Here is a 25,878-nt window from a genome sequence, read left to right as displayed (position 1 = left end):
ATCCCTCGCGCGGCGGTAAAAACACAAGAACCCTCCCCCCACCCTTCCCCTCCCCCCCCCTCCCCCCCCCCCCCCCCCCCCCGCTGCGGGGGGAAGCACCTGCGCGATCTGTTACGACGGGGGAATCGCGTCAGGCACTGCGGGGGGTGGCCGAGATGGTCCGGGGGGCGGGGGAGTCGGACTCCACCTGCCGATGGTCCCGCTGGTCCAGGTTCACAAAGATCATTCCGTACCGGATGGCACACCGCACGGGTTTCGGCGCGCCCCGGGGCCGCCGCAGACACCGGTACGCCCGCACGTCCCCGTCCTCGTCCCGCGTGACGACGACCGGCTCACCGAACACGGTCACCATCAACGAGTCGCCGCTGTGGGGGATGGCGGTGACCAGGTCGATGAAATGCCATCCGGATCGGTAGGCGGTCGCCATCTCACGGCGGAAGGAACGGTCGTCAGGTGGGGTGGTCACGTCAGCTCCAGACGGTGTCTGCCGGGAGGTAGACCACGTCCTCGCCGTCACCCGCGCCCACGGCCCCACTCGACCAGACCGTGTCACCCTCCACGTCACTCTGTGTGCCGGAAAGGCCACTCAGCGCACCGAAGGCCACAATGGCGGAGAAGGCGGCGACAAGCACCGAGCGAAGCATTCTCTTACGCATAGTCGGCTTCGTCCTCACTCGAAGGTCCCCTTTTCCCCCGTCAAGTAAGACGATGGCTCATTCGGGCACGTCATGGCCACACGATCGGTGCATCATGTTCCTGCATGTTCAGGAGCCTGGGGGGTGGAGATTTGTCAACGAATCGGACCAAAGCCGTGCATCCCCATCCCATGTCGGAGCTGTGCGCGGAAGGAAGTCGTCTGTACGCGAACGCTCTGCGTACGGGGCGTATCCCCCGGGCGGAGGCCGAAGCCGCACCCTGCCTGGTCGGCTTCTCCCTGCTCCACCCCGATCCCGACGACCCCGACTGGCTGCGCCCCGTCCCGCCCTCCGTCGTCCTGGCCCAGCGTCTGGACCCGATCGAGCGCGAGATCACCGAACGCAGGCGGCTGACCATGGAGTTGGCGGAGACGTTCGAGCCCTTCATAAGGCTCGGCGCGCCCCTGACGGAACCGGTCCACTCCATCACTGTGCTCGAAGGCCTCGACCGCATCAACGAGGCGCTCGACCTGGCGACCTCCCAATGCCGGCACGAAGTCCTCACCGTCCAGCCGAAGAACCGTCACCCGGAGCAGCGCCTGATCGAGGCGCTGGAGCGCGACCGGCCACTCATCGAACGCGGGGTGCGAATAAGGACGCTCTACCAGCACACCGCACGGTACAACCCCGAACGCATCGCCTGGACCGAGCAGTTCGCTGACGGCAAGGTGGAGTACCGCACCATCGACGAGCTCGTCGAACGCCTCATCATCTGCGACGACACCGTCGCCTTCATCCCCGTCCGGGACGACCGCCAGGTCGCCCTCGAACTGCGCCACCCCGGCCTGGTCCGCTACCTCATCAAGGTCTTCGAGTTCATGTGGGGCCGGGCGGTCCCGCTCACCGCCGGCACCCCGTACGAGACCGCCGCGGACGGCCTCACCGACATCCAGCACTCGATAGCCAAACTGCTCGTCGAGGGACACGTCGACGAGGCCATCGCGCGCCGCCTCGGCATGAACGTCCGCACCTGCCGGGCCCACATAGCGAAACTGGCCACCGCGCTCGGCAGCGGCAGCCGTGCCCAACTGGGGTATCTGATCGCACAGTCGGGCATTCTCGAGCAGGACCACTGAGCGGGGGGCGACCAGCATGAGCGGCGACGCGCCACGCGAGGCCACCGAGGCGCTGCGGGCGAAGGCACTGGACCTGTACGCCCGCGCCCTGGACGAGGGCCACCTGCCCGCCGCGACGGACGCGGATGCGCCCCTCCTGCTCCGCCTCGGCCTCCTCCGCCCCACCCAGGACGACCCCGCGCGGCTGGAGCCGGTCGCACCGCACCTGGCCCTGCACCGGCTGCTGCGCGCCTCCGAGGACCGCGTCGCCGAGGAGCGGCGGCGTCAGGAACGGCTCGCGGAGACCCTGGCCCCGCTGCTGCGCGCCCGTGAACCGGTGGAGCAGCAATCCTCCCTCGTCACCCGGCACAACGGCATGGAGCGCATCGGGCTGGTCATCGGCGAGGCGATGTCCGACGCCACGGAACTCCTCGCGGTCCAGCCGTACCGCAGCTACGTCCGGTTCGACCCGGCCGTCCACGAGCCCGCCATCCGGCGCGACCAGGCCCTGCTGGACCGGGGCGGCCGCATCCGCGCCCTGTACCAGCACACCCTGCGCCACGCGCCCTCGCTGGCCTGGCGTTACGAACGCCTCAGCGGCGACGTCGAGGCGCGCTCCCTGGACGAGATCACCGACCGTCTGGTCATCGTCGACCGCGAGGTCGCCTTCATCCCGGCCGGCCCCGAACGCTCCACGGCCCTGGAGGTCCGGCACCCGGCGATCGTGACGTTCCTGGTCACCACCTTCGACCGGCTGTGGCACCTCGCCTCGCCCATGTACCCGGAAGCGGACCGGAAGCCCACCCTCAACGGAGTCACCCCGCGCCAGCGCGCCATCGCCGCCCTGCTCGTCGAGGGACACACGGACGCCGTCATCGCCGACCGGCTCGGCATGAACATCCGCACCGCGCGGGAGCACATCGCCAAGCTCGCCGCGGTGCTGGGCAGCAGCAGCCGCGCGCAGCTCGGCTACCTCATCGGACGGTCGGGGATCCTCGACCAGGGGGAATGACCACCGGCGGCCGTGCGCCGTCCAGCCCCGCCTGCGCGATCCGCACCCCCAGCTGCGTACGGCTCGCCGCCCCCAGTGTCTCCGACAGGCGGGCGATGTGGGCCCGGCACGTCCGCACGCTGATGCCCAGCCGCTCCGCGATCACCGCGTCCTGGTGGCCCTCCGCGAGCAGCGCCGCGATGGACTGCTCCCGGTGCGAGATGCCCTCGATGCCGGTGTCGGGCAGCGGGGCGGTCAGCGGGATGGCGAGCCGCCACAACCGCTCGAAGACCGTGCCCAGGTACTCCACCAGCGCCGGGTGGCGCAGCTCCAGCGCCATGGTGCGCTCGGAGTTCGCGGGGATGAAGGCGACCGTGCGGTCGAAGAGGATCAGCCGCTCGATCACCTCGTCCAGCGTGCGTGCCTCCACCGCGTCGCCCATCAGCTCCAGGTAGGACAGCAACCCGTGCCCGTGCCGGGCGACATGGGTGTACAGGTCCCGCATCCGCACGCCCCGCCCGCGCAGCGCCATCGCCCGGTGCAGGCCCTCCGACAGCTCCGCCTCCCGCCGGATGCCGCCGGGCTGGACGGTGAGCACCTCGCTCGTGCACGCCTGGGTCGCCTCGTCCATGGCGGCCTGGATCCGCGCGAGCCCGTCCAGCACCCGGATCGCCGGGCCCTCCGCCGCCGAGGGTGCCGTGAGCACCTGACGGCCCAGTCCGGCGTACCGCTCGAACGCCTCCACGGCGGACCCGACCCGGCGTCGGCTCGCGCTCACCTCGTCGTACATCTCGCGCAGCAGCCGGGTCATGACCTCCTGCGGTGCGGTCGGCACGAGCCAGTCCATGTCGTCCGGGTCCGGGTGCAGCAGGGCCAGCTCCAGCAGGCACGGCACCGGTCCCGCCTCCCGCCGGGGCAGCCGTCCGCGCCGTACGGCCCGGGAATACACGCGATCCCCGGCCTCGCACAGTCGGTCAGCACCGTGTGGATGCCCGTCCGTCCCGTGCCCGGCCATCGCCCATCCCACCCCCGGTTCCAGCTCCTCGGCCGGTCGGCCCGCCTCGGAGTGCCAGCGCTCTCCGCAGGCGCAACTATGCGCGGACCGTCCCCGCTCCCGCAACGTGACTCCGCTCGCCCGCCGCCCCGGAATGCCATGTAAAGCATGTTTTATGGACCCCACCGCTTGCTCGGCGTGCAACAAGCTGAAGGTGGCGACGGGGTGACAGCCCGTGCATGCTGGACGAAACGGAAGCCGACCACTTCCGCACGCAAGTGGCCTTTTGCACTGGCCATTTCGGCACGGTGGAACGCAACGGGGCACGGCCGAGCGCCGGGAGAACGCCCTCATGGACGCGCGGTCGGCCTGCCACGAACCCCTGGGGGAGCACAGAAGAGTGATACGCGTGGGCATACTCGGCTGCCGAACGCCGGAACGGGCGGGCGTCCGGCACATCCTGGAGACCGACGACCGGATCACGGTCGTCGGCGACGGCACGGTGGAGCAGGCGCCCAGCCTCGTACGGTCGACGCGGCCGGACGTCCTCGTCGCCAGTCACCACGACCCGGACGAGGCACTGGCGGCCCTGCGGGCCCAGCGCGCCGCCGAGCCCGCCCGCGTCGTGCTGGTCGGCCGGCTGACGGACCGGGCCACCCGCATGCTGTTACGGCTCGGCGCCCGCGGGGTCCTGCTGCGCGAGGACGGTGCGCGGCACCTGCCGTGGGCGGTCCGGGCCGCCGCCGCGGGCAGTGTCGCACTGGCGCCGACCGCCGCCGGGTTCGTGGTCGACCAGTACGTACGGCCGGGGCAGCCGGCCGAGGAGGCCGTCGCCGCACGGAAACTGCTGGCCTCGCTCAGCCCGCGCGAGCGCCAGATCCTCGAACTGGTGAGCAACGGCGCGTCGAACCCGGTCGTGGCCGAAACGCTGAGCATCAGCGGCCACACCGTGAAGGACCACATCCGGGCGATCTACAACAAGCTCCTCGTCGGCAACCGCGTCCAGGCCGCCCGGATCCTGTGGCAGGCCGACAGCGCACCGGGACGGACGGCACAGCACACCACGGCGCCGGCCGGCCACCCCGGAGACGGCATAGTGGGCCGGCCGCGCTGAGGCCACCCGCCGGCCGGAGGACCGGGGGTGGCTGGAAGGCGACGGGCGGGGTTACTTGAGCTTGAGTTCCGCGCAGGCCGACTTGAATTCCGCCGTGCAGATGTCGGACAGCTCGTAGATGTTGTCCGCGATGACGGTGTCCTTGATGTTGTCCTGCGTCAGGGCGACCACGGGGACGAGCTGGGCGGGGATGTCCTTGTCGGTGGGGCTGTCCACCCGCTCGCGGGTCAGCGCGTCGAACTGGATGTCACGGCCCTGGACCCTCGCCACGGCCATCTCCGCGGCGCTCTCGGCCTCCTCCGGGTAGGACTTGTACACGCTCATGTACTGCTCGCCGGTGATGATGCGCTGCACCGCCGCGAGTTCGGCGTCCTGGCCGGTGATCGGGGGCAGGTCGGTCACTCCGGCCGCCTGCAGGGCCTTGACGATGCCGCCCGCCATGCCGTCGTTGGCGGAGTAGACCGCCTCGATGTTCTCCGCGCCGATCGCGTTGATCGCCTCGGTCATGTTGGCCTCGGCGTTCTCCGGCTTCCAGTCCTTGGTGTCGTAGGACTTGGCGATCGTCACCTTGCCCTTGAGCTCGGAGAGCGCGCCCGCCTTGAACTGCTTGGCGTTGGGGTCGGTCGACGAGCCGTTCATCATCACGATCTTGTCGGTGATGCTCAGGTCCTCCCCGAACGCCTCCAGCAGGGAGCGGGCCTGCACCTCGCCGACCAGCTCGTTGTCGAAGGAGATGTACGCGTCGATCGGACCCTCGGCCAGCCGGTCGTAGGCGATGACCGGGATGCCCGCGTCCTTGGCCTTCTTCACCCCGTCCGCGATGGCGTGGGAGTCGACCGCGTCCAGCACGATGACGTCGACCTTGTCGTCGATCATCCGCTGCAGCTGGTTCGCCTGCTTGCCGGCGTCCGCCTCCGCGTTGGCGTACTCGACCTTGCCCTTGCTGTTGGTGAGGGACTCCACCTTCGTCTTGAAGATGGGGTAGTCGAACTGCTCGTACCGTGTGTTGGCCTTCTCCGGGAGCAGCAGCCCGACGGTGATGTCGTCGCCCTTGGCCGGGCTCGCGTCGTCGCTGCTCTCCGTCGCGTTGAGCACGCCGCAGCCGGCGAGCATGACGGACATCGAGGTGGCGGCCACGGATATGGCGATACGACGCATGCGAGGGCTCACTTCAGGTGCGTTTTGGACGTGGGCACAGCTTTGCGACCCATGTGACTGAAAAGCCAACGCTTCCGCCCCCATCGGAGTCAAGGGCAGCCACTTAACGAGATGGACACGACACGGTGCGCTGAACTCGTGTGTGACCTGCGAAGGCACGGCAAGGATCATCTGGACACGCAGCCATACCATAGTCACAGACGGGGCCGGACAGAAGGGAAGGGGCCCGGTGGGCCGACGAGTTCGTCGGTCCACCGGGCCCCTTGCCCCACGTCAGCCGCGCGGTCAGTCGGACTGCTGCCGTTTGGGCCGCCACACCACCAGCGCGCTGGTCTGCTGCACCTCCTGGTACGGCACCAGGTCACGGCGGTACGAGGCGTGCACCGCGGCCTCGCGCTGACGCATCGTCGCCGCGGCACCGTCCAGCGCGTCCTCCAGCTCGGCCACCCGGGCCTGGAGGGCCGCGACCTGGTTCTCCAGTTCGATGATGCGCTTGATTCCGGCCAGGTTGATGCCCTCGGTCTGCGACAACTGCTGCACCTGACGGAGCAGTTCGATGTCACGGGCCGAGTAGCGGCGGCCCCGGCCGGCCGTACGGTCCGGGGACACCAGTCCCAGACGGTCGTACTGGCGCAGGGTCTGCGGGTGCAGGCCGGAGAGCTGGGCCGCCACCGAGATGACGTAGACCGGGGTGTCCTGGGTCAGTTCATACGGATTGCGTCGACGGCCGTCCATCTGAAATCAAGCTCCCTTCGCGGCCTGGAACAGCTCCGCCCGCGGATCCTCGTCCGCGGTCGCCTCGCGATACGCCTCCAGCGCGTCACGAGCCTTCCCCGACAGGTCCCCCGGAACACTCACCTCGACGGTGACCAGCAGATCGCCGCGGGTGCCGTCCTTGCGGACCGCGCCCTTGCCCCGCGCCCGCATGGTGCGGCCGTTGGGCGTGCCCGGCGGCAGCTTCAGCGTGACCGGCGGACCGCCGAGCGTCGGAACCCGGACCTCGCCGCCGAGGGCCGCCTCGGCGAACGTCACCGGGACCGTGACGGTCAGATTGTCACCCTTACGGCCGAACACCGGGTGCGCGCCGACGTGCACGACGACGTACAGGTCACCGGCCGGCCCGCCGCGCTCGCCCGGGGCGCCCTTGCCGCGCAGCCGGATCCGCTGCCCGTCGCTGACGCCCGCGGGGATGCGCACCTGCATCGTCCGCGAGGACTTGGCCCGGCCACTGCCCTTGCAGACCTCGCAGGGGTCCTCCGCGATCAGACCGCGGCCCTTGCAGTCGGGGCACGGGTCGGTGAGCGAGAAGCCGCCGCCGGAGCCCCGCGCCACCTGCCCGGTGCCGACGCAGGTCGGGCACACGCGCGGTGTGCCGTTCTTGTCGCCGGTGCCCGAACAGGCCTTGCAGGCCGCCTGCGACGACATCCGCAGCGGGACGGTCGCACCCTCGATCGCCTCGGTGAAGCTGAGCGTCACCTCGGACTCGATGTCCTGACCGCGCCGCGGCTGGGTGCGCGTGGCCCCCGTGCCGCCGCGGTTGAACAGGCCCCCGAAGACGTCACCCAGGCCGCCGCCGAAGCCGCCGCCCGCCTGGCCGCCGGGCTGACCCCCGAAGAGGTCACCCAGGTCGAAGTTGAAGGAGCCGCCGCCCGCGCCCGGCCCCGGACGGAATCCGCCGTTGCCGAAGAGGGCGCGCGCCTCGTCGTACTCCTTGCGCTTCTTGGGGTCGCCGAGGACGTCGTTCGCCTCGGAGATCTCCTTGAACCGCTCCTCCGCCTTGGTGTTGCCCTTGTTGGCGTCCGGGTGGAACTCGCGGGCGAGCTTCCGGTACGCCTTCTTGATCTCGGCCTCGGTGGCGTCCTTGGGGACGCCGAGGACCTTGTAGTAGTCCTTCTCGATGAAGTCCTTGGTGCTCATCCCCGACGTCCCTCCTTCCCTGCGTCAGCTCCCGCGTCAGCCCTCGTCCGGGCCACCGCTCTCCTTGTTCTCCGAGCCGTCCTGCTCCTCGGCCTGCTCCTCGGCCGGCTTGACCGGCTGCGCGCCCGGCTGCGGCTCGGCGACGGCCACCCGCGCGGGGCGGATGGTGCGCTCGCCGATGCGATACCCGGGCTGCAGGATCGCCACGCACGTCGTCTCGGTGACGTCCGGCGCGTAGCTGTGCATCAGCGCCTCGTGGATCGTCGGGTCGAAGGGCTCGCCCTCCTTGCCGAACTGCTGGAGGCCCAGCTTGGCCACCGTGGTCTCCAGCGACTCCGCGACGGACTTGAAGCCGCCGACCAGCTCGCCGTGTTCGCGGGCGCGGCCGACGTCGTCGAGCACGGGAAGCAGCTCGGTCAGGAGGTTCGCGACGGCGACCTCCTTGACCGCGACGCGGTCCCGCTCGACCCGGCGGCGGTAGTTCTGGAACTCGGCCTGGAGGCGCTGGAGGTCCGTCGTGCGCTCGCTGAGCGCCGTGCGTGCCTGGTCGAGCTGCGCCACCAGGGCCGCTTCACGGCCCGTGTCCCCGGCCGGGGCCGCCGTGTCCTCCGCGGAGGGCGTGTCGGCGGCCTTCGGCTCGGCGTCGTCGGTGGGTGCGCCGGAGGGGACGTCGGGCTGCTGCGACTGCTCGTCGAAGCCCGGGGTCTCCTCGGTCACGCCGCACCGTCCTTCCGGTCCTCGTCGACGATCTCGGCGTCGACGACGTCGTCGTCGGCCTTGGCCTCCCCGGCACCCGCACCGGCGGACGCGCCGCCGGCCGCCTGGGCGCCCTGGGCGTCGGCGTACATGGCCTGGCCCAGCTTCTGGGAGACGGCCGCGACCTTCTCCGTGGCGGTGCGGATCTCGGCGGTGTCGTCGCCCTTGAGCTTCTCCTTCAGCTCGGCGACGGCCTCCTCGACCTCGGTCTTGACGTCACCGGGGACCTTGTCCGCGTTGTCCGCGAGGAACTTCTCGGTCTGGTAGACGAGCTGCTCGCCCTGGTTGCGGGACTCGGCGGCCTCGCGGCGGGCGTGGTCCTCCTCGGCGTACTTCTCGGCCTCCTGGCGCATCCGGTCGACCTCGTCCTTCGGCAGCGAGGAGCCGCCGGTGACGGTCATCTTCTGCTCCTTGCCGGTGCCGAGGTCCTTCGCCGTGACGTGCATGATGCCGTTGGCGTCGATGTCGAAGGAGACCTCGATCTGCGGGACGCCGCGCGGCGCCGGGGGCAGACCGGTCAGCTCGAACATGCCGAGCTTCTTGTTGTACGCGGCGATCTCGCGCTCGCCCTGGTAGACCTGGATCTGCACGGACGGCTGGTTGTCCTCGGCCGTGGTGAAGATCTCGGAGCGCTTCGTCGGGATCGTGGTGTTGCGCTCGATCAGCTTGGTCATGATGCCGCCCTTGGTCTCGATGCCGAGGGACAGCGGGGTGACGTCGAGCAGCAGGACGTCCTTGACCTCGCCCTTGAGCACACCGGCCTGGAGCGCGGCGCCGATGGAGACGACCTCGTCCGGGTTCACACCCTTGTTGGCCTCCTTGCCGCCGGTCAGCTCCTTGACGAGCTCGGCGACGGCGGGCATACGGGTGGAACCGCCGACGAGGACCACGTGGTCGATCTCGTTGACGGAGATGCCGGCGTCCTTGATGACGTTGTGGAACGGCGTCTTGCAGCGCTCGAGCAGGTCCGCGGTCAGCTGCTGGAACTGGGCGCGGGTGAGCTTCTCGTCGAGGTGCAGGGGGCCCTCGGCGGAGGCGGTGATGTAGGGCAGGTTGATCGTGGTCTCGGTGGACGAGGACAGCTCGATCTTCGCCTTCTCGGCGGCCTCGCGCAGGCGCTGGAGCGCCATCTTGTCCTTGCCGAGGTCCACGCCGTGGCCCGACTGGAACTGCTTGACCAGGTAGTCGACGACGCGCTGGTCCCAGTCGTCACCACCGAGGTTGTTGTCACCGTTGGTGGCCTTCACCTCGACGACACCGTCGCCGATCTCCAGCAGCGAGACGTCGAAGGTACCGCCGCCGAGGTCGAAGACCAGGATGACCTGCTCGTCCTTGTCGAGCCCGTACGCCAGGGCGGCGGCCGTCGGCTCGTTGACGATGCGCAGCACGTTCAGACCGGCGATCTCGCCGGCCTCCTTGGTCGCCTGGCGCTCGGCGTCGTTGAAGTACGCCGGGACGGTGATGACCGCGTCCGTGACCTTCTCGCCCAGGTACGACTCGGCGTCGCGCTTCAGCTTCTGCAGCACGAAGGCGCTGATCTGCTGCGGGTTGAAGGGCTTCCCGTCGAGCTCGATCTTCCAGTCGGTGCCCATGTGGCGCTTGACGGACCGGATGGTCCTGTCGACGTTCGTGACCGCCTGACGCTTGGCCACCTCGCCGACGAGCACCTCACCGTTCTTGGCGAAGGCGACGACGGACGGCGTGGTCCTGGCGCCCTCGGCGTTGGTGATGACGGTGGGCTCGCCGCCCTCCAGAACGCTGACGACGGAGTTAGTCGTGCCCAGGTCGATGCCGACCGCACGTGCCATTTCGATTCCTCCAGCTGACTTGAGTGGAACGGACTCAAGCATGCATGACGCCCGCCGCAGGGTCAACAGAGCTGAGTCGAGCGGACTCAACTCTTATCCGTTCCTTACACGCAACTGCCCCGTGACCTGCGACGACGCACTGGAAGATCGTTGACGAGGACGGAAAACAGGGGTGACGGGAAGGCGTACGAACGCCAGGACGACCACCGCGGCGACCGCCGCCACCCACAGCACCGCACCCCCGGACAGCCGTCCGATGTGCACGCCCACCCCCACCAGTACCCCGCCCAGGGAAGCCACACCGAGCAGGACGGCCACCGCGCGGGGGGCGATCCCCAGCCGTCGCAGCCGGTGCCCGAGATGGTCCGGCCGGCCGCGCGTCACCGGCCACCGGGCCAGCCGCCGCGCGAGCACCACCAGCACGGCGTCCGCGCACGCCACCGCGGTCAGCGCGTACAACACCCCCGCGCCGGCCCCGATTCCCTGCCCGGCCCGCACGAACACCGCCGCCGCGGCGATCACGAACCCGGTGAACAGCGAGCCGCCCGCCCCGAGCGCCGCCCGCGCGGGATGCCAGTTGTGCAGCAGGAACCCGGCGAGCGCGGCGGCCAGCACGCCCAGCAGCACCGCGACCCCGTCCATCAGCTCGGCCGCCGCGCAGGCCGCCACCCCGAACGCGGTCACCGCCCCCACCGTGCCCGCCACCCCGTCGGCGTGGTCCAGCCCCCGGAAGGCGGCGGTGACGGCGACGATCCACGCGGCGGCGAGCGCCCCGCCCGGCACCCCGGTCCACTCGTACGGCACGACGAGCGCCGCCGCCACGGCCGTACCGGCCGGCGCGACCCACCACCGCAGCCGCCACATGTCCGCCGCCAGCCCGAGCACGCCCACGCACGCTCCCGCGGCCAGCAGCCGCCCCACCCCGGTGCCGAGCGGCGCGACGCCCGCCGCGTCACCGGCGGCCGCGAGCAGGCCGGTGGCCAGCCCCACGGCCACTCCCCCGGACAGCGGCAGCGGGCGCCGCCGTCTGCGGTCCAGGATTCCCAGGAGCAGGGCGGGGGCCCGCAGCAGTCCCGTGAGAAGGGCGGACAGCAGCAGGGCGGTGGCGGCGGCGGCGATCCCGTAGAGCACGGATATAAGTTAGGGGCGTATGGACCGATTTGGCGCGAATAACACGATCGGATCCCGGACGCCATCCGGGACACCTCCGAGGGCCGCCTTGGTAGGCAACCCTCAGCGATTCAGATCACCCCGTGCCCGGCTACAGTGCGGCCGGGGATCGGGGTAGTCTCAAACGGACTGCATAAGTTACCGCTTAGTAATCTCGGGAATCCGGTAGTGGAACCCCGAGGACATCCAGAACACCGGAACATCCCTCTCCAAACCCTCGCAGGCCCGAGGAGCCCCCATGCAACTCGCCGCGATCATCGTGTCGCTGGTCCTGACCGTGGTCGGCGTCGCGCTGCTCGCACGCGCGATCGGCCAGTTCGTCCGGTACTTCAAGCTGGGCCAGCCGGTCCCGGCCGGCGCCCGGACCGACAATCCCTACCAGCGCAGTGTGACCCTCGTGCGGGAGTTCCTCGGCCACACCCGCATGAACCGGTGGGGCATCGTCGGATTCGCCCACTGGTTCGTCGCCGTCGGCTTCCTGACCCTGCCGCCGACCCTCGTCCAGGCCTTCGGCCAGCTCTTCCAGGCCGACTGGGTGCTGCCGGTCATCGGCGGCTTCCTGCCGTTCGAGATGTACATCGAGTTCATCGGCGTGATGACCGTGATCGGCATCGCCGTGCTCATCGCCATCCGGCTGCTGAGCCTGCCGACCCGCCCGGGCCGCAAGTCCCGTTTCACCGGCTCCAAGTCCGGCCAGGCCTACTTCGTCGAATCCGTCATCCTCACCATCGGCCTGGCCATCTACGTGCTGCGCGGCCTCGAGGGCGCCCTGCACCACGTCGACGGCTACGAGGCGGCGTACTTCGCCTCGTACCCGCTGGTCCTGGCCTTCGACGGCCTGTCGGTCGAGACGCTGCAGAACCTGGTCTACCTGGTCGCCATGATCAAGGTCGGGACCTCGTTCGTCTGGATGATCGTGGTCTCGCTCACCCTCAACATGGGCGTCGCCTGGCACCGCTTCCTCGCCTTCCCCAACATCTGGTTCAAGCGCGAGGCCGACGGCGGCACCGCCCTGGGCGCGCTCCAGCCCATGACGTCCGGCGGCAAGCCCATCGACTTCACCGACCCCGGTGACGACGACGTCTTCGGCGTCTCCCAGGTCGAGCAGTTCTCCTGGAAGGGCCTGCTGGACTTCTCCACCTGCACCGAGTGCGGCCGCTGCCAGTCGCAGTGCCCCGCCTGGAACACCGGCAAGCCCCTCTCCCCCAAGCTCCTGATCATGTCCCTGCGCGACCACGCGCACGCCAAGGCCCCCTACCTGCTGGCCGGCGGCGGCAAGACCATGGAGGGCGAGGAGAAGGCCTCCGAGGAGCAACTGGCCGGCGTCCCCGCCGCCGCCCTCGCCGAGGCCGAGCGCCCGCTGATCGGCACCGCCGAGGAGAACGGCGTCATCGACCCCGACGTCCTGTGGTCCTGCACCACCTGCGGCGCCTGTGTCGAGCAGTGCCCCGTCGACATCGAGCACGTCGACCACATCGTCGACATGCGCCGCTACCAGGTCATGATCGAGTCCGCGTTCCCCTCCGAGGCGGGCACGATGCTCAAGAACCTGGAGAAGAAGGGCAACCCCTGGGGTCTGGCGAAGAAGCAGCGCCTGGAGTGGACCAAGGAGGTCGACTTCGAGGTCCCCGTCGTCGGCAAGGACATCGAGGACCTCTCCGAGGTCGAGTACCTGTACTGGGTCGGCTGCGCCGGCGCCCTGGAGGACCGCGCCAAGAAGACCACCAAGGCCTTCGCGGAACTCCTCCACATCGCGGGCGTCAAGTTCGCGATCATGGGCGGCGACGAGAAGTGCACCGGTGACTCCGCCCGCCGCCTCGGCAACGAGCCCCTGTTCCAGGAGCTCGGCATGGAGAACGTCTCCGCGCTGAACATGGCCTTCGGCGAGGAGATGGACGACGAGGGCAACTTCACGGAGGAGTCGAAGAAGCCCAAGTCGGCGAAGAAGATCGTCGCCACCTGCCCGCACTGCCTCAACACCCTCGGCAACGAGTACCCGCAGCTCGGCGGCGACTACGAGGTCATCCACCACACCCAGCTGCTCCAGCACCTGGTGGACGAGGGCAAGCTGATCCCGGTCACCCCGGTCGAGGGCCTCATCACCTACCACGACCCGTGCTACCTGGGCCGCCACAACAAGATCTACACGCCCCCGCGCGAGATCATCGGCAGGGTCCCCGGCCTGCGCAACGAGGAGATGCACCGCCACAAGGAGCGCGGCTTCTGCTGCGGCGCCGGCGGCGCCCGGATGTGGATGGAGGAGCGGATCGGCAAGCGCATCAACAACGAGCGCGTCGACGAGGCGCTGGCGCTGAACCCCGACATCGTCTCCACCGCCTGCCCGTTCTGCCTGGTCATGCTGACCGACTCGGTCAACGGCAAGAAGAACGACGGCAAGGCCAAGGAATCCATCCAGGTCGTCGACGTCGCCCAGCTGCTGCTGGAATCCGTCAAGACCCCGGTCGACCCGGCCGGGGACGAGGAGAGCGAGAACGCTCCGGAACCGGAGCCGGTGAAGTAACTCGCCGCCGACCGGCGGGAGAAGGGGCCGTCCGACAGGGCGGCCCCTTCGCCGTGCCCGGCCGACCCTCGGCCGTGTCCACGCGGCCCCTTCGCCGTGCCCGGCCAACCCTCGGCCGTGTCCACGCGGCCCCTTCGCCGCGCCCCGGCGTCCCTCAGCCGTGCATGCCCAGGTGCCGCATCGCCGTATCAGCGCGCCCTCATGCCGTGCCCGCAGGGCCCCTTCGCCGCGCCCCGGCGTCCCTCAGCCGTGCATGCCCAGAGCCCGGGCGTCCCTCGGCCGTGCATGCCCAGGCGCCCATCGCGCCCTTCGCGCGGCGCCCTCGCCGTGCCCCGCCACCGGGACCCTCGAAGTTGACCGAACAGACGTACAACCCTCCCGGCCCGCCGCCGGTCTCATGATCGCCGAACCTCCGGTGAACCGCGGGACAACTCCCGGCGAACCCGGACGGCCCCGGCACCTCATCGACTCCGGATGCCCGCCAGGCATCCCTCGCATGCCGCAGGGAGAACCCGCATGCACCGACACACGAGACTCGCCCTCGCCTCGGCCACCGCCGTCGCGCTCACGGGCGGTCTGCTCACCCTCGTCGCCTCGCCCGCGACCGCCGCCGACGCCACGCACGTCGCCATGGCCGACTTCAACGGCGACGGCCGGGGCGACGTGGCCACCTCGGCCCTGGGCGCCCACGTCGCCGGCAAGGCCGAGGCCGGACAGTTCGCCGTCCTCTACGGCACCTCCACGGGAGTGTCGTCCGCCAAGCGCCACACCATCAGCCAGAACACCAGCGGTGTCCCCGGCGGCGCCGAGACCGGGGACAACTTCGGCTACGACCACGCCTACGCCGACTTCAACGGCGACGGCTACGACGACGTCGCCGTCTCCGCCCCGTACGAGGACCTCGGCAGCGACAAGGACGGCGGCCTCCTCACCATCCTGTGGGGCTCAGCCTCCGGCATCACCGGCAAGAGCATCACCGTCAACGACCCGGCCCCCTCCTCCCACGACCTGTGGGGCAAGAACCTCGCCGCCGGCGACTTCGACGGCGACGGCAAGGCCGACCTGGCCGTCGGCACCGACCACGCCACCCTCCACGTCTTCAAGGGCGGCTTCACCACCACCGGCAAGTCCGGCGGCCGCTACACCGTCACGCCGCCCATCCAGGGCGCCGAGGCCGACGGCCCGCTCAACCTGACCGCCGGTGACGTCGACGGCGGCGCCACCGACCTGGTCGTCGACGGCTTCGAGACCACCTCCGAGTACGGCTGGAACCGCAACTTCTTCATCCCCGGCTCGAGCACCGGTCTGAAGGCCTCCGCGGCCAAGTCCCTGAAGCCCGGCGTCATCACCGCGATCGGCGACATCGACAAGGACGGCTTCGGCGACATCGTCAGCGGCGCCTACTGGAACTCCACCACCGAGGACGGCACGCCGATCCCCGACTCCGCCAAGGGCGGCAAGGTCTGGGTCACCTCCGGCTCGGCCTCCGGCCCGCTCACCGCCTCCGCCACCGGCATCACCCAGGACACCGGCAACGTGCCCGGCGGGTCCGAGGGCAACGACTACTTCGGCTACGAACTCGACCTCGGCGACATCAACGCCGACGGCTTCCTCGACCTCGCCATCGGTGTCGCCGGCGAGAACATCGGCTCCGAGGCCGACACCGGCATGGTCATCATCCTCTACGGCACCGCGAACGGCCTGAACACCTCCTCCGGCGGCCAGTCCTTCCACCAGAACAACACCGGCGTCCCGGGCGGCAACGAGGACAACGACGGCTTCGGCCTGGACGTCAAGCTCGACGACGTCACCGGCGACGGCAGGGCCGACCTGATCGTCGGCTCCGCCGAGGACAAGGGCGACGGCGCGATGGTCTACATGCCGTCCAACGGCACGAAGATCACCACGAGCGGTTCCCGCTTCATCGGCGCGGGCACCTCCGGCATCTCCACGGCGGGCACCCCGTACTTCGGCTCCAACTTCGCCGACTGACCGAGCCCCGCGTCTCCGTCCTCCGTAGGACCGGACCGACCCGCACCCCTACGGAGGACGGACAACGGGCCTGACGACCCCTTAGGGGATGTCACAGCTCGGCCGCAAAGCCCTGCCCGAAAGCCGGGGTCCGGCACGCGGCCGCCGGGGACCAGGTACGTTCGATGACGTGGCTGGATTCAGGATGGGACGCGGCCGGAACAACAACGGCGCTCCGCACGCGCGACCGCAACACCCCCCGCACGGGCAGCAGACGCCGCCGGGGCCGTCGTACGGCTACCCGCAGGCGCCGCAGCCGCCGTCGTCGTACGGCAGCGGCAACGGGGGCGGCAGCCCCTGGCCGCAGGCGCACGGCGGACGCGGTGGCTACGGCGGTCAGGGCGGGCACGGCGGTCACGGCGAGCCCGAGTACTTCGGCGACGGCGCCCACCCCCACGGCGGCGCCCCGCACGATCCGTACGCGGCGAACAACCCGGGCCACACCCAGGCCTTCTCCATCAACGACGACCCCTACAACCAGGGCGACACCTACCGCGCCGGCTCGGCCCCGCCGCCCGGACCGGTCGGCCCCCGGCTGCACTGGAAGGACCTGCTCAAGGGCGTCGTCCTGTCCCCCGCGCAGACATTCCTCCGGATGCGCGACTACACGATGTGGGGCCCCGCCCTCGTCGTCACCTTCCTCTACGGCCTGCTCGCCGTCTTCGGCTTCGACGGCGCCCGCGAGGACGCCATCAGCGCCACGCTCTCCAACGCGGTCCCGATCGTCCTGACGACGGCCGTCGCGATGGTGCTCAGCTCCTTCATCCTCGGCGTGGTCACCCACACCCTGGCCCGCCAGCTCGGCGGCGACGGCGCCTGGCAGCCCACGGTCGGCCTCTCCATGCTGATCATGTCCATCACGGACGCGCCCCGCCTGGTCTTCGCCATGTTCGCGGGCGGCGACGCCGCCTTCGTCCAGATGCTCGGCTGGGCCACCTGGGTCGCGGCCGGCGCCCTGCTCACGGTCATGGTCAGCCGCTCCCACGACCTGCCCTGGCCCAAGGCCCTGGGCGCGTCGGCGATCCAGCTGGTCGCGCTGCTGTCGATCGTGAAGCTGGGCACGTTCTGATCCGACGGACTGCACACGGAAGGGGCTCCCCGGGGAGCCCTTCCGTGTGGTCGTGGTCAGGCGTCGAGCACCTGCCCGTCCCGCCGCACCACCGGCGGCTGAACGCTCCACGGGAAATTGATCCACTCATCGGTCCGCTTCCACACGTACTCGCACTTCACCAGCGACTGCGTCTTCTCGTAGACGACGGCGCTGCGCACCTCGGCGACCGCGTCGAGGCAGAAGTCGCGCACGAGCTTGAGCGTCTTGCCGGTGTCGGCGACGTCGTCCGCGATCAGCACCTTCTTGTCGGTGAAGTCGATGGCGTTGGGCACCGGCGCGAGCATGACGGGCATCTCGAGGGTCGTCCCCACGCCCGTGTAGAACTCCACGTTGACCAGGTGGATGTTCTTGCAGTCGAGCGCGTAGGCGAGCCCGCCGGCGACGAAGACTCCGCCCCGCGCGATGCTGAGCACCACGTCGGGCCGGTAACCGTCGTCGGCGATGGTCTGGGCGAGCTCGCGGACGGCGACGCCGAACTGCTCGTAGCTGAGGTTCTCGCGCACGCCGCTCACACCTGCGTCCGGTGGAAGTTGAGGAACGACCGCGAGGCCGTCGGCCCCCGCTGCCCCTGGTAGCGCGACCCGTAGCGCTCACTGCCGTACGGGTGCTCGGCCGGCGAGCTGAGCCGGAACATGCAGAGCTGCCCGATCTTCATGCCGGGCCACAGCTTGATCGGAAGCGTCGCGAGGTTGCTCAGTTCGAGCGTCACGTGCCCGGAGAACCCGGGGTCGATGAACCCGGCGGTGGAGTGGGTGACCAGCCCCAGCCGCCCCAGCGAGCTCTTCCCCTCGAGCCGCGAGGCGAGGTCGTCGGGCAACGTGATGACCTCGTACGTGCTGGCCAGCACGAACTCACCGGGGTGCAGGATGAACGGCTCGTCGCCCTCCGGCTCCACGAGCCGGGTCAGGTCCACCTGCTCGACGGAGGGGTCGATGTGGGGGTAGCGGTGATTCTCGAACACCCGGAAGTAGCGGTCGAGACGTACGTCGATGCTGGACGGCTGCACCATGGATTCGTCGTAGGGATCGATCCGCACCCGCCCGGCGTCGATCTCGGCCCGGATGTCCTTGTCTGAGAGAAGCACGCCCCGAGAATACGCAAGGCGCGCGGAACGCCCACAACCGGCCGCCCCGCGCGCCCACGCCCTCTGTCTCTCTCCCCGCGCTACCGCTTCAGCAGGCTGACCGGCACGACACTGCGAAGCCGCGCACAGCGCGGACACCGCAGAAGCCGGCCGGGGCCGAGCCGCTCGGCCTGCTGCATCGGGAACGAGGTGGCGGTGAACACGTGCCCATCGGCACAGCGGACGACGGTGCGCTCCATCAAGTCCAAGAGTCCCTTCCCCAAGAGCCGCGTCTGGCTTGCTGCCCTGACGACAAAAGCCACGTTACGGGATCAAAGGAACGACCCTCCAGGCGGCACCCCGGACACGCGCCACGGCTTCACGGTACGCCCCGACGACTGCCCTCCGCAGCCGCATCCACGCCTGAAACACCGTCAGGCCCCCGGGGGTTGAACACCGGGGGCCTGGCATGAGGTAGAGTGAGCGAGCGTTCGGACACCGTTGATTCGACGGGGTCTGGATCTTACGCGGGTGTAGTTTAATGGTAGAACATCAGCTTCCCAAGCTGAGAGCGCGAGTTCGATTCTCGTCACCCGCTCCATGCTAAACCCCCAGGTCAGTGACCCGGGGGTTCTTTGTTGTCTAGACCGGCGAGTGGATGCCGCACCACAACCGCACCATTAGCCCGACGACTCCTCCCTGTGGTGCGCACGGTCGTCGGTGTGGTCCTTCGCACGTTCGGCGCGTACGAGGTCGTCCAGCCCGGCGGCGACCTCCCGTTGCCGCTCCTCGTCGGAGTGCTGGTAGATCAGCGCCGCCTTCTCGGAGGACTGGCCGGCGCGCACCATCGTGTCCCGGAGGGTGGCGCCCGAGCGGGTCGACAGGGTGTGCCCGGTGTGACGGAGATCGTAGAAGCGGAAGCCGTCCGGGAGACCGGCGACCTCACGGGCCCGCCGCCACTTCCGCCCGAACGTCGTGCGCCGGAAGGCCGCGCCCTTCTCCCCCACGAAGACCAACCCGTCCGGACCCTTCTCGGCGAACCAGTCGAGGTGCCGCTTCACCTCCTTCCGGAGGAAGGCCGGGAGGACGACCACGCGAGCACCCGCATCGGACTTGGTCGGCCCGGGCGCCCGCCTGCCGTTGGTCCGACCCAGGCAGAGCCGAGCAGACGCGGCCCCTGGCGTCCAGGTCGTTCGTACAGTGGCGCGCTCCACCTGGACGCCAGGAACCACGCCCGCTCCACGGTGTGTGGGTCGACGGCGGACGGGATGGGAACCGGGGTAGTGGTGGGAACCGGCAGGTAGAGAACCGGCGAGCGTGAATTAAGTGACCTTCGTTACGCCTTAAATTGGCACATCCCACTCATGTGCCCATGTGACACGAGATTATCGTGGACAGTAAGAGTCGGCGTTGTCAGTCCGGTGTGATATAGGAGCGGATCCTCGCAGGTCAGGCGACTGAAGCATCATGGCCTAGGCTCGCCTGAGTTGACCCGAGTGCATCCTTACGGGGGTGCCGTGTTCAAGTTCGCGACTTGACCCCGAGAAGCACCTACTGTCAGGCCCGTGCCATACCGTTGGAGCATCAACACCGAAGGGCGCGCCCGCCTTTGGGAAGAGGCTCCGGGCGCGCCCTCCTGACAACCAAGGAGGAACTATGCCCATCCCGGGTCTCGGTGGACTGTCGGTGCTTGACACCCACCTGCTTGCAACTCTCGCACGAGGGACTGACAGTCGCAAGAAAATCATGCTCCTACTGGCTGTGGCCATGGCGTGTGTGATCAACGGCGCCACGATGACTGGCGTTCTGCGTCAGGCCACTTGGTTGGTGGTTGCCGCGATCGTGCTGATCGTTGTGCAGGCGATTGTGGTACGCCTTCCGCAACCGCGCGTCAAGCCCACCGTCTGCTGACATCAGCGGCTGACACCAACAGTCGCGTACGGGTCGGCTCAGGGCGGACGACGGCGACCAGCACCAAGCCTCTGAGTTGCCGAAGACCACGCTCATCGCAGAGTTCTGATCGGCCTGATAAGGATGAGGACACAGGTTCAAAATCCTGTCTGCTGAACTTGCTGAGGTCCCCGGCCAGTACGGTCAGGGACCTCAGCCTTGGCGCCTCACACCCGCTCCTGACTGTCAGCAGCCACACCCCTGCCACCATGCGCAAAGGTGCGATCACACGGGATGCCGTACTCAATGCCATCGCCGCGCACGAGGAGCTAGGCTGGTCCGAGTTCCCGGCTAAGTACCACTTCAGCGAGGCCCGCTCGTATCTCCTTCTGCACGAGGGAGGGGAATATGACTCGAAGGCCATTGCCGGGGTGACACACAAGTAGGACCACGGTCGGGCGCTGCTACCGGAGGAGTTCAGCGGCGGGGTGTCGGGTTGTGGCTGAGCCTCCTGGTTGGCCACTCGTTGCCTGTGTGGATTCCGGGCGGCTTCCCGCACCTGCCAGCGCGGCTGACTGACGTGAAAGGGTTCCGTGGGCTGGAAGCAGGAAGATCAGGCGCGGAAGATGTCAATAAGGTGGACCAGCCGCCGCCATTCCGATCCGAATGCCAAAAGAGAGACGAGGACAAACACCCCCGCGATTACAGCCCAGGCTGCGACATCCCCAAGTCCCAATAATCCAACGCCGATGGCCGCGCCCGTGATCACCACCGCGACCACTGCAGTGCGTAGGACCTCCCAATCGCGCACCCGCACGTCCCTGTACTGAGAAGTGACGCCCTCCGGTAACAGTGCACCAATTCGACCCGTAGCGGCGCTGGAAGCGATACCAATTAGGAGGCCGGCCAGAGCCTCCAGCGCCGCATCCTGACGATCTACGTCCATTCGTGCCTCGGCGGCTCGTAGAGCGGCCACCACTCTTTCGGCATGCTGGCGGAGACCAACCTGCCGGGAATGACGTCCGCGTGCCACTCTTAGTTGAGCCCGACGCGCGCGGAAGATGGCGCGCTCCACGGAAGCCACCTCAGACGAGACCGCTTGCAGGAGCCAAGAGCGCTGGACGCTTCCCTCTGTCCGGGCTTCGGCGCAAGATCTGATCGCTGAAATACAGGCGGCCACCAATATGTACCGGCGCCGCTGACGCGGAGCCCGAAAGGTGAGGATAATCCCGTAGAGGGGAAACCAGAAAAAGAGCCAGGCGAACACTGCACCAGGCTGCCACGGCTCGTTTCTGAGGAGAGCCATAATGTACACGACGCCGTAGTAGGCCAGGGCTATGCGGCAGATCTTCTGTACCGTGGCCCGGGTATCCCACCATCGGTGTTCGCGAAGCGCGACTCGAATGTGCAGGGGCAAGGCGATCCACGAGTAGCCCAGGACGCCAAGAGCACGTTCAACTTCATCAATCTGGTCGTCCACCACCTTGGTGCGGTGGCGACGATAGGCGAGGACGAAGCCAGGGGTGCGCATAGGACGGTCGAACTCCTTCAGAGGCAACCATGCGAGCCTGCCACCGCGATCGGCGCTCTGGAGGCTGATCGCTGAGATGGCTAGCATCGCCCGCTCTGGTTCTGCCCTCGCCCGTGCCTGCCTGCTCACAGTATCCACCGGACGTCGGATCAACAGTTACCCGTGCCCCATCCGTGCCCGATCGTGCGGGAAGCCGCGGGAAGTCACGGTGCCCAGAGGGGCGCTGCACAGCACAACGGCCCCCGACCGTGCACCTGGTCGGGGGCCGTTCTCACTGCTCGTCGCGCGGAGGCGGTGGGATTTGAACCCACGGTGACATCGCTGCCACGACGGTTTTCAAGATCGTCGGTTCCACGGGCTGCACCACAACCGCACCAGATGGAGCGGGGAACAGCGGGGAATCACGGTGAAAGTAGCCGAGCCCGGCAGGGCCACGCCCCGACGGTTCGCACCAGACAGGGACGGTGTGCGCCTTCCCTGCCGGCAGGAGCCGAGACACCGTGCCTAGAGCTTCACGAGGCCGGAGGGGGAAGCAGCATGGCGAAGTGTGGTGCCCCGATCCAAGCCGGAGGCCGGTGCGGGATCACGGCTGTGACGCGGCGGCCTGAAGAGCTTCCTGCTTGCGCTTCTCGTCCTCGATGTCCAGGCGCCGCATCAGGAAGCTGGCGAACACCAGCATCTCCTCCGCCTCGTCACGGTCGTCCTCCTCAGCCGGCCCGTGCATCCGAGGGTTCCGCAGCGCGCCAGTTGCGCCCTTGAAGAGGAACTGCATGCCGTTCTGCTCGCTCTCCAGCGAGGCTCCCGTGGACCGGGTCACCGTGAGCTTTGGGGGGTCTGGTCTGGCGCCGAAGGCTATACCCATGAGCCTCTCCCCGACCGCATCACTGCTGGCCAACTCCTGCACACGGTTCTCGATTGCCTGGAACGCGCGACTCACCGCGTCGCGGTAGAAACCGCTGGCGAACCGATCGGCGGCCACCTCCGCGACCAGTGGGTGCAGAACGCACTCGACGGTCAGAGTCTTCGGCGACTTCTCGGCAAGGGCTGGCACGGGTGGCGCTGCTGACGGCCATGGCGCGACGTAGTCGTAGTTGGTCCGCAGATCCGCGAAGGGCAAACTGTCGCCCTCTGCTCGCGGCGCCCCGAGTACCTGCGTGCGTCTCTCCCAGTAGTCCTCCAACTGGCGCACGTCAGCGAACGGCCTAATGTCCCGGTCGAAGTACAGCGTCCAGTCCTTCGCCCCATGGCTGAAGCTGCCACCGTTAAAGCAAGGCTCGTGCACGCCGATCACAGCTGCGGCGTACATCGTCTCGCTAGTCAGCAGCCCGGCGTCGATACCGTCGGCCGATCTCAGATCCTGAGGTCTCAGCGATGGCCGCTCATCGGGCCTACCGAAGTGGGGCTCGATCGCGGCTGCAGTACGCACCATGCCGAGGAAAGCGCCGATAACGGACCCGCCTTCGGTATTCGCAGCGCCTGCGATCGTCAGTTCAAGTAGCGCCGTGCCCTGTGGGAGCAGCGAGATGTCTCGGTTCAGGCCCCGCAACAGCGCCGGACACAGCTGCTGGACGGCCTCCTCAAAGACCAGACCTTTCAGGTGCAACCTGCGGTCGATCTCATCGAAAGTCGGCCACTGACGGGCGGCGCTGAAGTGCAGCCAGATCGCATCGAGAAGCGCCTGGCCCTCATCGCCTGTGGGACGCGGCATCCCTTCCGGCACCCTGTGGCGAACGATCACGTGCTTCCCCCAGCATCCAAGCCCGAGCAATGCCCGCAGGTTACTACCGCGCTCTGCCCCACGGGCACCGGATTTGACGCAGTCGAGGACGACCAACGCACGTTGACGGCTGTGCCTCAGGCCGGCGGGGGCACAGCGAGGCACACGCGTGCCTGCAAGGGCGGCTGACCCATCGTCTTGGCTGACTGTCGTCGGCTGAGGTTCAGACAGGGCGCATCGAGGGTGCTGGCCGTCAGCCGAGCGCGCCAAAACTGAGCCGTCCCTGGGCCGTCCGAGGTCGCTCGACAGTAGCCAATGATGACCAACGTCGACTACCAGGCGCACGTGCCCATTACTCCTGAACAGCGAAAACGCAGGCCACCAAGAGATCCGACAAGACCCAGGGCAAGAAGGCACCTGTGAGCGAGAGGCCTTGACCACGTGTGACCGCGCAGGTCACGAGCGGCTATTCAACAGCACAGCGTGTGCATCATGAGGCATGGGGATTGATCTGAAGCTGCACTCATCACGGCCGGCACGCAAGAACTGGCGCGCGACACGCCTGCAGAGCTCCTACGGGCATGGCGACGCTCTGGCCGATGCGCTCGGCTCTCTTCAGCTCCTCGGCGTACCCGGGAGGCTCACTGCCGTCGATCTGTACGGGGATACGTTGATGAACGAGCAGGAGGCCACAGCCGCCGTCCGCGAGATTGGCGATCTGAAGCAACGATGCAGTGACGAGCGTCAGCTCGCCGCATTGGACGACCTCGCGAGGATGCTGGGTGAGTGCGCAGCCACTCCAGGCAATTACCTGTGGTTCGCGGGCGACTGAAGCTCGCGTAGCGCCTGCTGGGTGAGTGTCTAACTGCGTGACAACGCCGACGTACGGCGGCGGACAAGCGCGGACGCCTGTGGACCATCGGGGCAGGTGAGAGGCTCAGCGGCCCAAGGTCAGACGGTCATCCAAGTTGCTTCGGGACGAAGAGGTCGTGGTTTCAAAGGCCGCCACCCCGACGCTGGACAGATGCCCATTCACGTGATCGTGAATGGGCATCTGTCGTGCCCGGCGGACCAAAGAGGGGGCCACAGCAAGCCGATCTCCGCCCGAAGGTTTGGGTTCTCAGCTTTACTGCTGCCGTGGATCAAGGCATAGCAGGGTTGGTAGGAGCAGTGGTCGGGGGCCTGATCGGCATCGTAGGCACGTTGGGGGCTGCCCGACTCAGCGGGAAAGATCAGAGAAGGACCCAGCATGAGCACTGGCGTCGACAACTGCGGCGGGATGCCTTCAGTCAGCTTGTGAGTCAGGCGACGGAAGCTCTCAGGTTGGGTGACAGTGCCGTAGACGCCTTCGAAGCGCGGGCCTCCTCCTCTGCTCGCCTTCCGAACAGTTCAGCGAAGTAATCGAGCGTCTGGACGTCGCTGGGAGTCTGATCGCTCTTGAGGGACCGGAGGAAGCGGCAAACGAAGCTGGCGAGGTCATCACGGAGCTGCACTCATGGGCGAATGCTTTGGACATCGCTATAGCCGCCAGAGAGGGCCGACACAGGTTCCCCTCTGAGCTGTGGTCCGTCCCCTCCCTTGAGGAGCTGGTCGAGGATCGAGAGCGCAGCCACGAAGCCGTAGCCACCTTCACCGCAAACTGTCGAAGTCTGTTGGACTGCTGACTTGGGTCTGCCGGGATGGCCTCCAGGTGCTCCCAGCTATAACGGTGGAGTTCACCGGCCTCCGGCAGCTCGGCTAGCTTGATGACAACCCATTCACCGCGGTCAGGTACGGACTCGATGTACCACAAGCCGCCCGCCTCGTCAGCGTGGCCGAAGTGGTGCCGATGGGTGGCGGCTTCATCGACTGCTCGGAAGTACGCCACGGTCTCCGCTTTGATGCGCTCCAGGTCAACCACGGGACCATCGTGTCAGCGAGCGCACGCGGTGGCTCCGTTCTGACATCCACGAGTGACATCAACGGCGCCGGACGCCAGCACTCCCAGGCGGTCCGGCACGGCCAGCGTGGCCAGGCGGCTCCCCGGCAGTGCCACGAATTGATCGAACTCCTAAGGCGGGTGTCGCAGGTTCGAATCCTGCCGGGGGCATTCGCCGCCCTGTCACAGCTAGTACTCCAGCAGCGTTTCGCTATCTGGCCTGGTCAGAGGCGTCGTCGGGAGTGTAGTTGGCTGCTGGCACGTCAGGGGCGGTCTTGCCGGACCGCCCCTCCAACGAATGACATCGAGAACTGTCTGCGTTGTGACGAGGGCAGCCTTCCCGCGTGATCGACGACCTTGCCGACGCGACCTGGGACCGTGAACTCGACGACCTCTTTCTGCGCATCGGCCACCGTTTCGGCCGTGCCGACCTGCGAC

21 protein-coding genes, 1 tRNA gene and 1 pseudogene are annotated in these 25,878 nt (G+C 68.5%); 10 read left to right on the top strand and 13 right to left on the bottom strand.

Features of this window, described 5'->3' with window-relative positions:
• Nucleotides 1–130 precede the first annotated feature (130 nt).
• Nucleotides 131–466: a Rieske (2Fe-2S) protein gene (locus ACZ44S_RS18685; protein WP_019524256.1), complete on the bottom strand. Its 336-nt coding sequence runs from the start codon at nt 464–466 to the stop codon at nt 131–133.
• A gap of 360 nt (nt 467–826) precedes the next feature.
• Here ACZ44S_RS18685 and ACZ44S_RS18680 point away from each other — a divergent pair, with 360 nt between their 5' ends.
• The gene (locus ACZ44S_RS18680) at nt 827–1,771 is read left to right on the top strand and encodes a helix-turn-helix transcriptional regulator (RefSeq protein WP_466930315.1); all 945 of its coding nucleotides are present in this window, start codon (nt 827–829) and stop codon (nt 1,769–1,771) included.
• 16 nt (nt 1,772–1,787) lie between these two features.
• On the top strand, nt 1,788–2,762 hold the full coding sequence (locus ACZ44S_RS18675) for a helix-turn-helix transcriptional regulator (RefSeq protein ID WP_466930312.1): 975 nt from the start codon (nt 1,788–1,790) through the stop codon (nt 2,760–2,762).
• On the opposite strand, the gene ACZ44S_RS18670 is transcribed toward ACZ44S_RS18675, so the two are convergent.
• Nucleotides 2,725–3,756, bottom strand: coding sequence for a helix-turn-helix transcriptional regulator (locus ACZ44S_RS18670; protein WP_466930310.1), 1,032 nt, complete (start codon nt 3,754–3,756; stop codon nt 2,725–2,727). The two genes, ACZ44S_RS18675 and ACZ44S_RS18670, sit on opposite strands and share 38 nt — an antisense overlap.
• A 388-nt stretch (nt 3,757–4,144) precedes the next feature.
• On the opposite strand from ACZ44S_RS18670, the gene ACZ44S_RS18665 reads away from it, so the two are divergent.
• Nucleotides 4,145–4,849: a response regulator transcription factor gene (locus tag ACZ44S_RS18665; protein ID WP_466930308.1), complete on the top strand. Its 705-nt coding sequence runs from the start codon at nt 4,145–4,147 to the stop codon at nt 4,847–4,849.
• A 51-nt stretch (nt 4,850–4,900) separates the two neighbouring features.
• Here the strand turns inward: ACZ44S_RS18665 and ACZ44S_RS18660 are convergent, their stop codons facing one another.
• From ACZ44S_RS18660 to ACZ44S_RS18635, 6 genes are all read right to left on the bottom strand, one after another.
• The gene (locus tag ACZ44S_RS18660; RefSeq protein WP_466930306.1) at nt 4,901–6,007 is read right to left on the bottom strand and encodes a sugar ABC transporter substrate-binding protein; all 1,107 of its coding nucleotides are present in this window, start codon (nt 6,005–6,007) and stop codon (nt 4,901–4,903) included.
• 285 nt (nt 6,008–6,292) lie between these two features.
• On the bottom strand, nt 6,293–6,742 hold the full coding sequence (locus ACZ44S_RS18655; RefSeq protein WP_149548101.1) for a heat shock protein transcriptional repressor HspR: 450 nt from the start codon (nt 6,740–6,742) through the stop codon (nt 6,293–6,295).
• Between the two features lie 6 nt (nt 6,743–6,748).
• Nucleotides 6,749–7,924 carry a molecular chaperone DnaJ gene (gene dnaJ, locus ACZ44S_RS18650; protein ID WP_466930302.1) on the bottom strand — a complete coding sequence of 392 codons (1,176 nt, stop codon included), beginning with the start codon at nt 7,922–7,924 and terminating at the stop codon, nt 6,749–6,751.
• A 36-nt stretch (nt 7,925–7,960) separates the two neighbouring features.
• Nucleotides 7,961–8,641 carry a nucleotide exchange factor GrpE gene (gene grpE, locus ACZ44S_RS18645; RefSeq protein WP_466930299.1) on the bottom strand — a complete coding sequence of 227 codons (681 nt, stop codon included), beginning with the start codon at nt 8,639–8,641 and terminating at the stop codon, nt 7,961–7,963.
• On the bottom strand, nt 8,638–10,488 hold the full coding sequence (dnaK, locus tag ACZ44S_RS18640; protein WP_466930296.1) for a molecular chaperone DnaK: 1,851 nt from the start codon (nt 10,486–10,488) through the stop codon (nt 8,638–8,640). The genes grpE and dnaK overlap by 4 nt, the downstream gene beginning before the upstream one ends.
• A 93-nt stretch (nt 10,489–10,581) precedes the next feature.
• Nucleotides 10,582–11,619 carry an MraY family glycosyltransferase gene (locus ACZ44S_RS18635; protein ID WP_466930293.1) on the bottom strand — a complete coding sequence of 346 codons (1,038 nt, stop codon included), beginning with the start codon at nt 11,617–11,619 and terminating at the stop codon, nt 10,582–10,584.
• A gap of 277 nt (nt 11,620–11,896) precedes the next feature.
• Between ACZ44S_RS18635 and ACZ44S_RS18630 the strand changes: the two genes are divergently transcribed.
• From ACZ44S_RS18630 to ACZ44S_RS18620, 3 genes are all read left to right on the top strand, one after another.
• Nucleotides 11,897–14,179 carry a (Fe-S)-binding protein gene (locus ACZ44S_RS18630; RefSeq protein ID WP_466930290.1) on the top strand — a complete coding sequence of 761 codons (2,283 nt, stop codon included), beginning with the start codon at nt 11,897–11,899 and terminating at the stop codon, nt 14,177–14,179.
• A 516-nt stretch (nt 14,180–14,695) separates the two neighbouring features.
• Entirely contained in the window at nt 14,696–16,171 is a 1,476-nt protein-coding gene (locus ACZ44S_RS18625; RefSeq protein ID WP_466930287.1) for a VCBS repeat-containing protein, read from the top strand.
• Nucleotides 16,172–16,259: 88 nt separating this feature from the next.
• Nucleotides 16,260–17,279 carry a Yip1 family protein gene (locus tag ACZ44S_RS18620; protein ID WP_466930284.1) on the top strand — a complete coding sequence of 340 codons (1,020 nt, stop codon included), beginning with the start codon at nt 16,260–16,262 and terminating at the stop codon, nt 17,277–17,279.
• Between the two features lie 56 nt (nt 17,280–17,335).
• Here the strand turns inward: ACZ44S_RS18620 and ACZ44S_RS18615 are convergent, their stop codons facing one another.
• Both ACZ44S_RS18615 and dcd read right to left on the bottom strand, forming a co-directional pair.
• The gene (locus ACZ44S_RS18615; protein ID WP_466930281.1) at nt 17,336–17,833 is read right to left on the bottom strand and encodes a phosphoribosyltransferase; all 498 of its coding nucleotides are present in this window, start codon (nt 17,831–17,833) and stop codon (nt 17,336–17,338) included.
• Entirely contained in the window at nt 17,830–18,405 is a 576-nt protein-coding gene (gene dcd, locus ACZ44S_RS18610) for a dCTP deaminase (RefSeq protein WP_132856835.1), read from the bottom strand. The genes ACZ44S_RS18615 and dcd overlap by 4 nt, the downstream gene beginning before the upstream one ends.
• A 506-nt stretch (nt 18,406–18,911) precedes the next feature.
• Here dcd and ACZ44S_RS18605 point away from each other — a divergent pair.
• Nucleotides 18,912–18,985: transfer RNA gene (locus ACZ44S_RS18605), tRNA-Gly, on the top strand.
• Between the two features lie 79 nt (nt 18,986–19,064).
• Here ACZ44S_RS18605 and ACZ44S_RS18600 read toward each other — a convergent pair.
• Nucleotides 19,065–19,529: pseudogene (locus ACZ44S_RS18600) on the bottom strand (tyrosine-type recombinase/integrase); the annotation flags it as partial.
• A gap of 511 nt (nt 19,530–20,040) precedes the next feature.
• Here ACZ44S_RS18600 and ACZ44S_RS18595 point away from each other — a divergent pair.
• Nucleotides 20,041–20,295: a hypothetical protein gene (locus tag ACZ44S_RS18595; protein WP_466930277.1), complete on the top strand. Its 255-nt coding sequence runs from the start codon at nt 20,041–20,043 to the stop codon at nt 20,293–20,295.
• A 248-nt stretch (nt 20,296–20,543) separates the two neighbouring features.
• Entirely contained in the window at nt 20,544–20,720 is a 177-nt protein-coding gene (locus ACZ44S_RS18590) for a ScoMcrA-related endonuclease (RefSeq protein ID WP_466930275.1), read from the top strand.
• Nucleotides 20,721–20,887: 167 nt separating this feature from the next.
• On the opposite strand, the gene ACZ44S_RS18585 is transcribed toward ACZ44S_RS18590, so the two are convergent.
• Both ACZ44S_RS18585 and ACZ44S_RS18580 read right to left on the bottom strand, forming a co-directional pair.
• The gene (locus tag ACZ44S_RS18585; protein ID WP_466930272.1) at nt 20,888–21,805 is read right to left on the bottom strand and encodes a hypothetical protein; all 918 of its coding nucleotides are present in this window, start codon (nt 21,803–21,805) and stop codon (nt 20,888–20,890) included.
• A gap of 583 nt (nt 21,806–22,388) precedes the next feature.
• Nucleotides 22,389–23,543: a TIGR02391 family protein gene (locus ACZ44S_RS18580; RefSeq protein WP_466930269.1), complete on the bottom strand. Its 1,155-nt coding sequence runs from the start codon at nt 23,541–23,543 to the stop codon at nt 22,389–22,391.
• A gap of 478 nt (nt 23,544–24,021) precedes the next feature.
• On the opposite strand from ACZ44S_RS18580, the gene ACZ44S_RS18575 reads away from it, so the two are divergent.
• Nucleotides 24,022–24,354 (top strand): hypothetical protein, encoded by a 333-nt coding sequence (locus ACZ44S_RS18575; RefSeq protein ID WP_466930266.1) that lies wholly within the window; start codon nt 24,022–24,024, stop codon nt 24,352–24,354.
• The last annotated feature ends 1,524 nt before the right edge of the window (nt 24,355–25,878 follow it).

The organism is Streptomyces malachitofuscus (assembly GCF_055571035.1).
The sequence above is the reverse complement of the archived record's forward strand: the minus strand, read 5'-3'. Positions and strand labels throughout refer to the sequence as shown.

What these genes read in the sequence shown, in the direction of transcription:
- ACZ44S_RS18620 (WP_466930284.1), top strand. Translation starts at nt 16,260, where the DNA reads ATGTCACAGCTCGGCCGCAAAGCCCTGCCCGAAAGCCGGGGTCCGGCA.
- ACZ44S_RS18575 (WP_466930266.1), top strand. Translation starts at nt 24,022, where the DNA reads ATGGGGATTGATCTGAAGCTGCACTCATCACGGCCGGCACGCAAGAAC.
- ACZ44S_RS18595 (WP_466930277.1), top strand. Translation starts at nt 20,041, where the DNA reads ATGCCCATCCCGGGTCTCGGTGGACTGTCGGTGCTTGACACCCACCTG.
- ACZ44S_RS18585 (WP_466930272.1), bottom strand. Translation starts at nt 21,805, where the DNA reads ATGCGCACCCCTGGCTTCGTCCTCGCCTATCGTCGCCACCGCACCAAG.
- dnaK (WP_466930296.1), bottom strand. Translation starts at nt 10,488, where the DNA reads ATGGCACGTGCGGTCGGCATCGACCTGGGCACGACTAACTCCGTCGTC.
- ACZ44S_RS18590 (WP_466930275.1), top strand. Translation starts at nt 20,544, where the DNA reads ATGCGCAAAGGTGCGATCACACGGGATGCCGTACTCAATGCCATCGCC.
- ACZ44S_RS18680 (WP_466930315.1), top strand. Translation starts at nt 827, where the DNA reads ATGTCGGAGCTGTGCGCGGAAGGAAGTCGTCTGTACGCGAACGCTCTG.
- ACZ44S_RS18655 (WP_149548101.1), bottom strand. Translation starts at nt 6,742, where the DNA reads ATGGACGGCCGTCGACGCAATCCGTATGAACTGACCCAGGACACCCCG.
- dnaJ (WP_466930302.1), bottom strand. Translation starts at nt 7,924, where the DNA reads ATGAGCACCAAGGACTTCATCGAGAAGGACTACTACAAGGTCCTCGGC.
- ACZ44S_RS18630 (WP_466930290.1), top strand. Translation starts at nt 11,897, where the DNA reads ATGCAACTCGCCGCGATCATCGTGTCGCTGGTCCTGACCGTGGTCGGC.
- ACZ44S_RS18625 (WP_466930287.1), top strand. Translation starts at nt 14,696, where the DNA reads ATGCACCGACACACGAGACTCGCCCTCGCCTCGGCCACCGCCGTCGCG.
- ACZ44S_RS18660 (WP_466930306.1), bottom strand. Translation starts at nt 6,007, where the DNA reads ATGCGTCGTATCGCCATATCCGTGGCCGCCACCTCGATGTCCGTCATG.
- ACZ44S_RS18675 (WP_466930312.1), top strand. Translation starts at nt 1,788, where the DNA reads ATGAGCGGCGACGCGCCACGCGAGGCCACCGAGGCGCTGCGGGCGAAG.
- ACZ44S_RS18670 (WP_466930310.1), bottom strand. Translation starts at nt 3,756, where the DNA reads ATGGCCGGGCACGGGACGGACGGGCATCCACACGGTGCTGACCGACTG.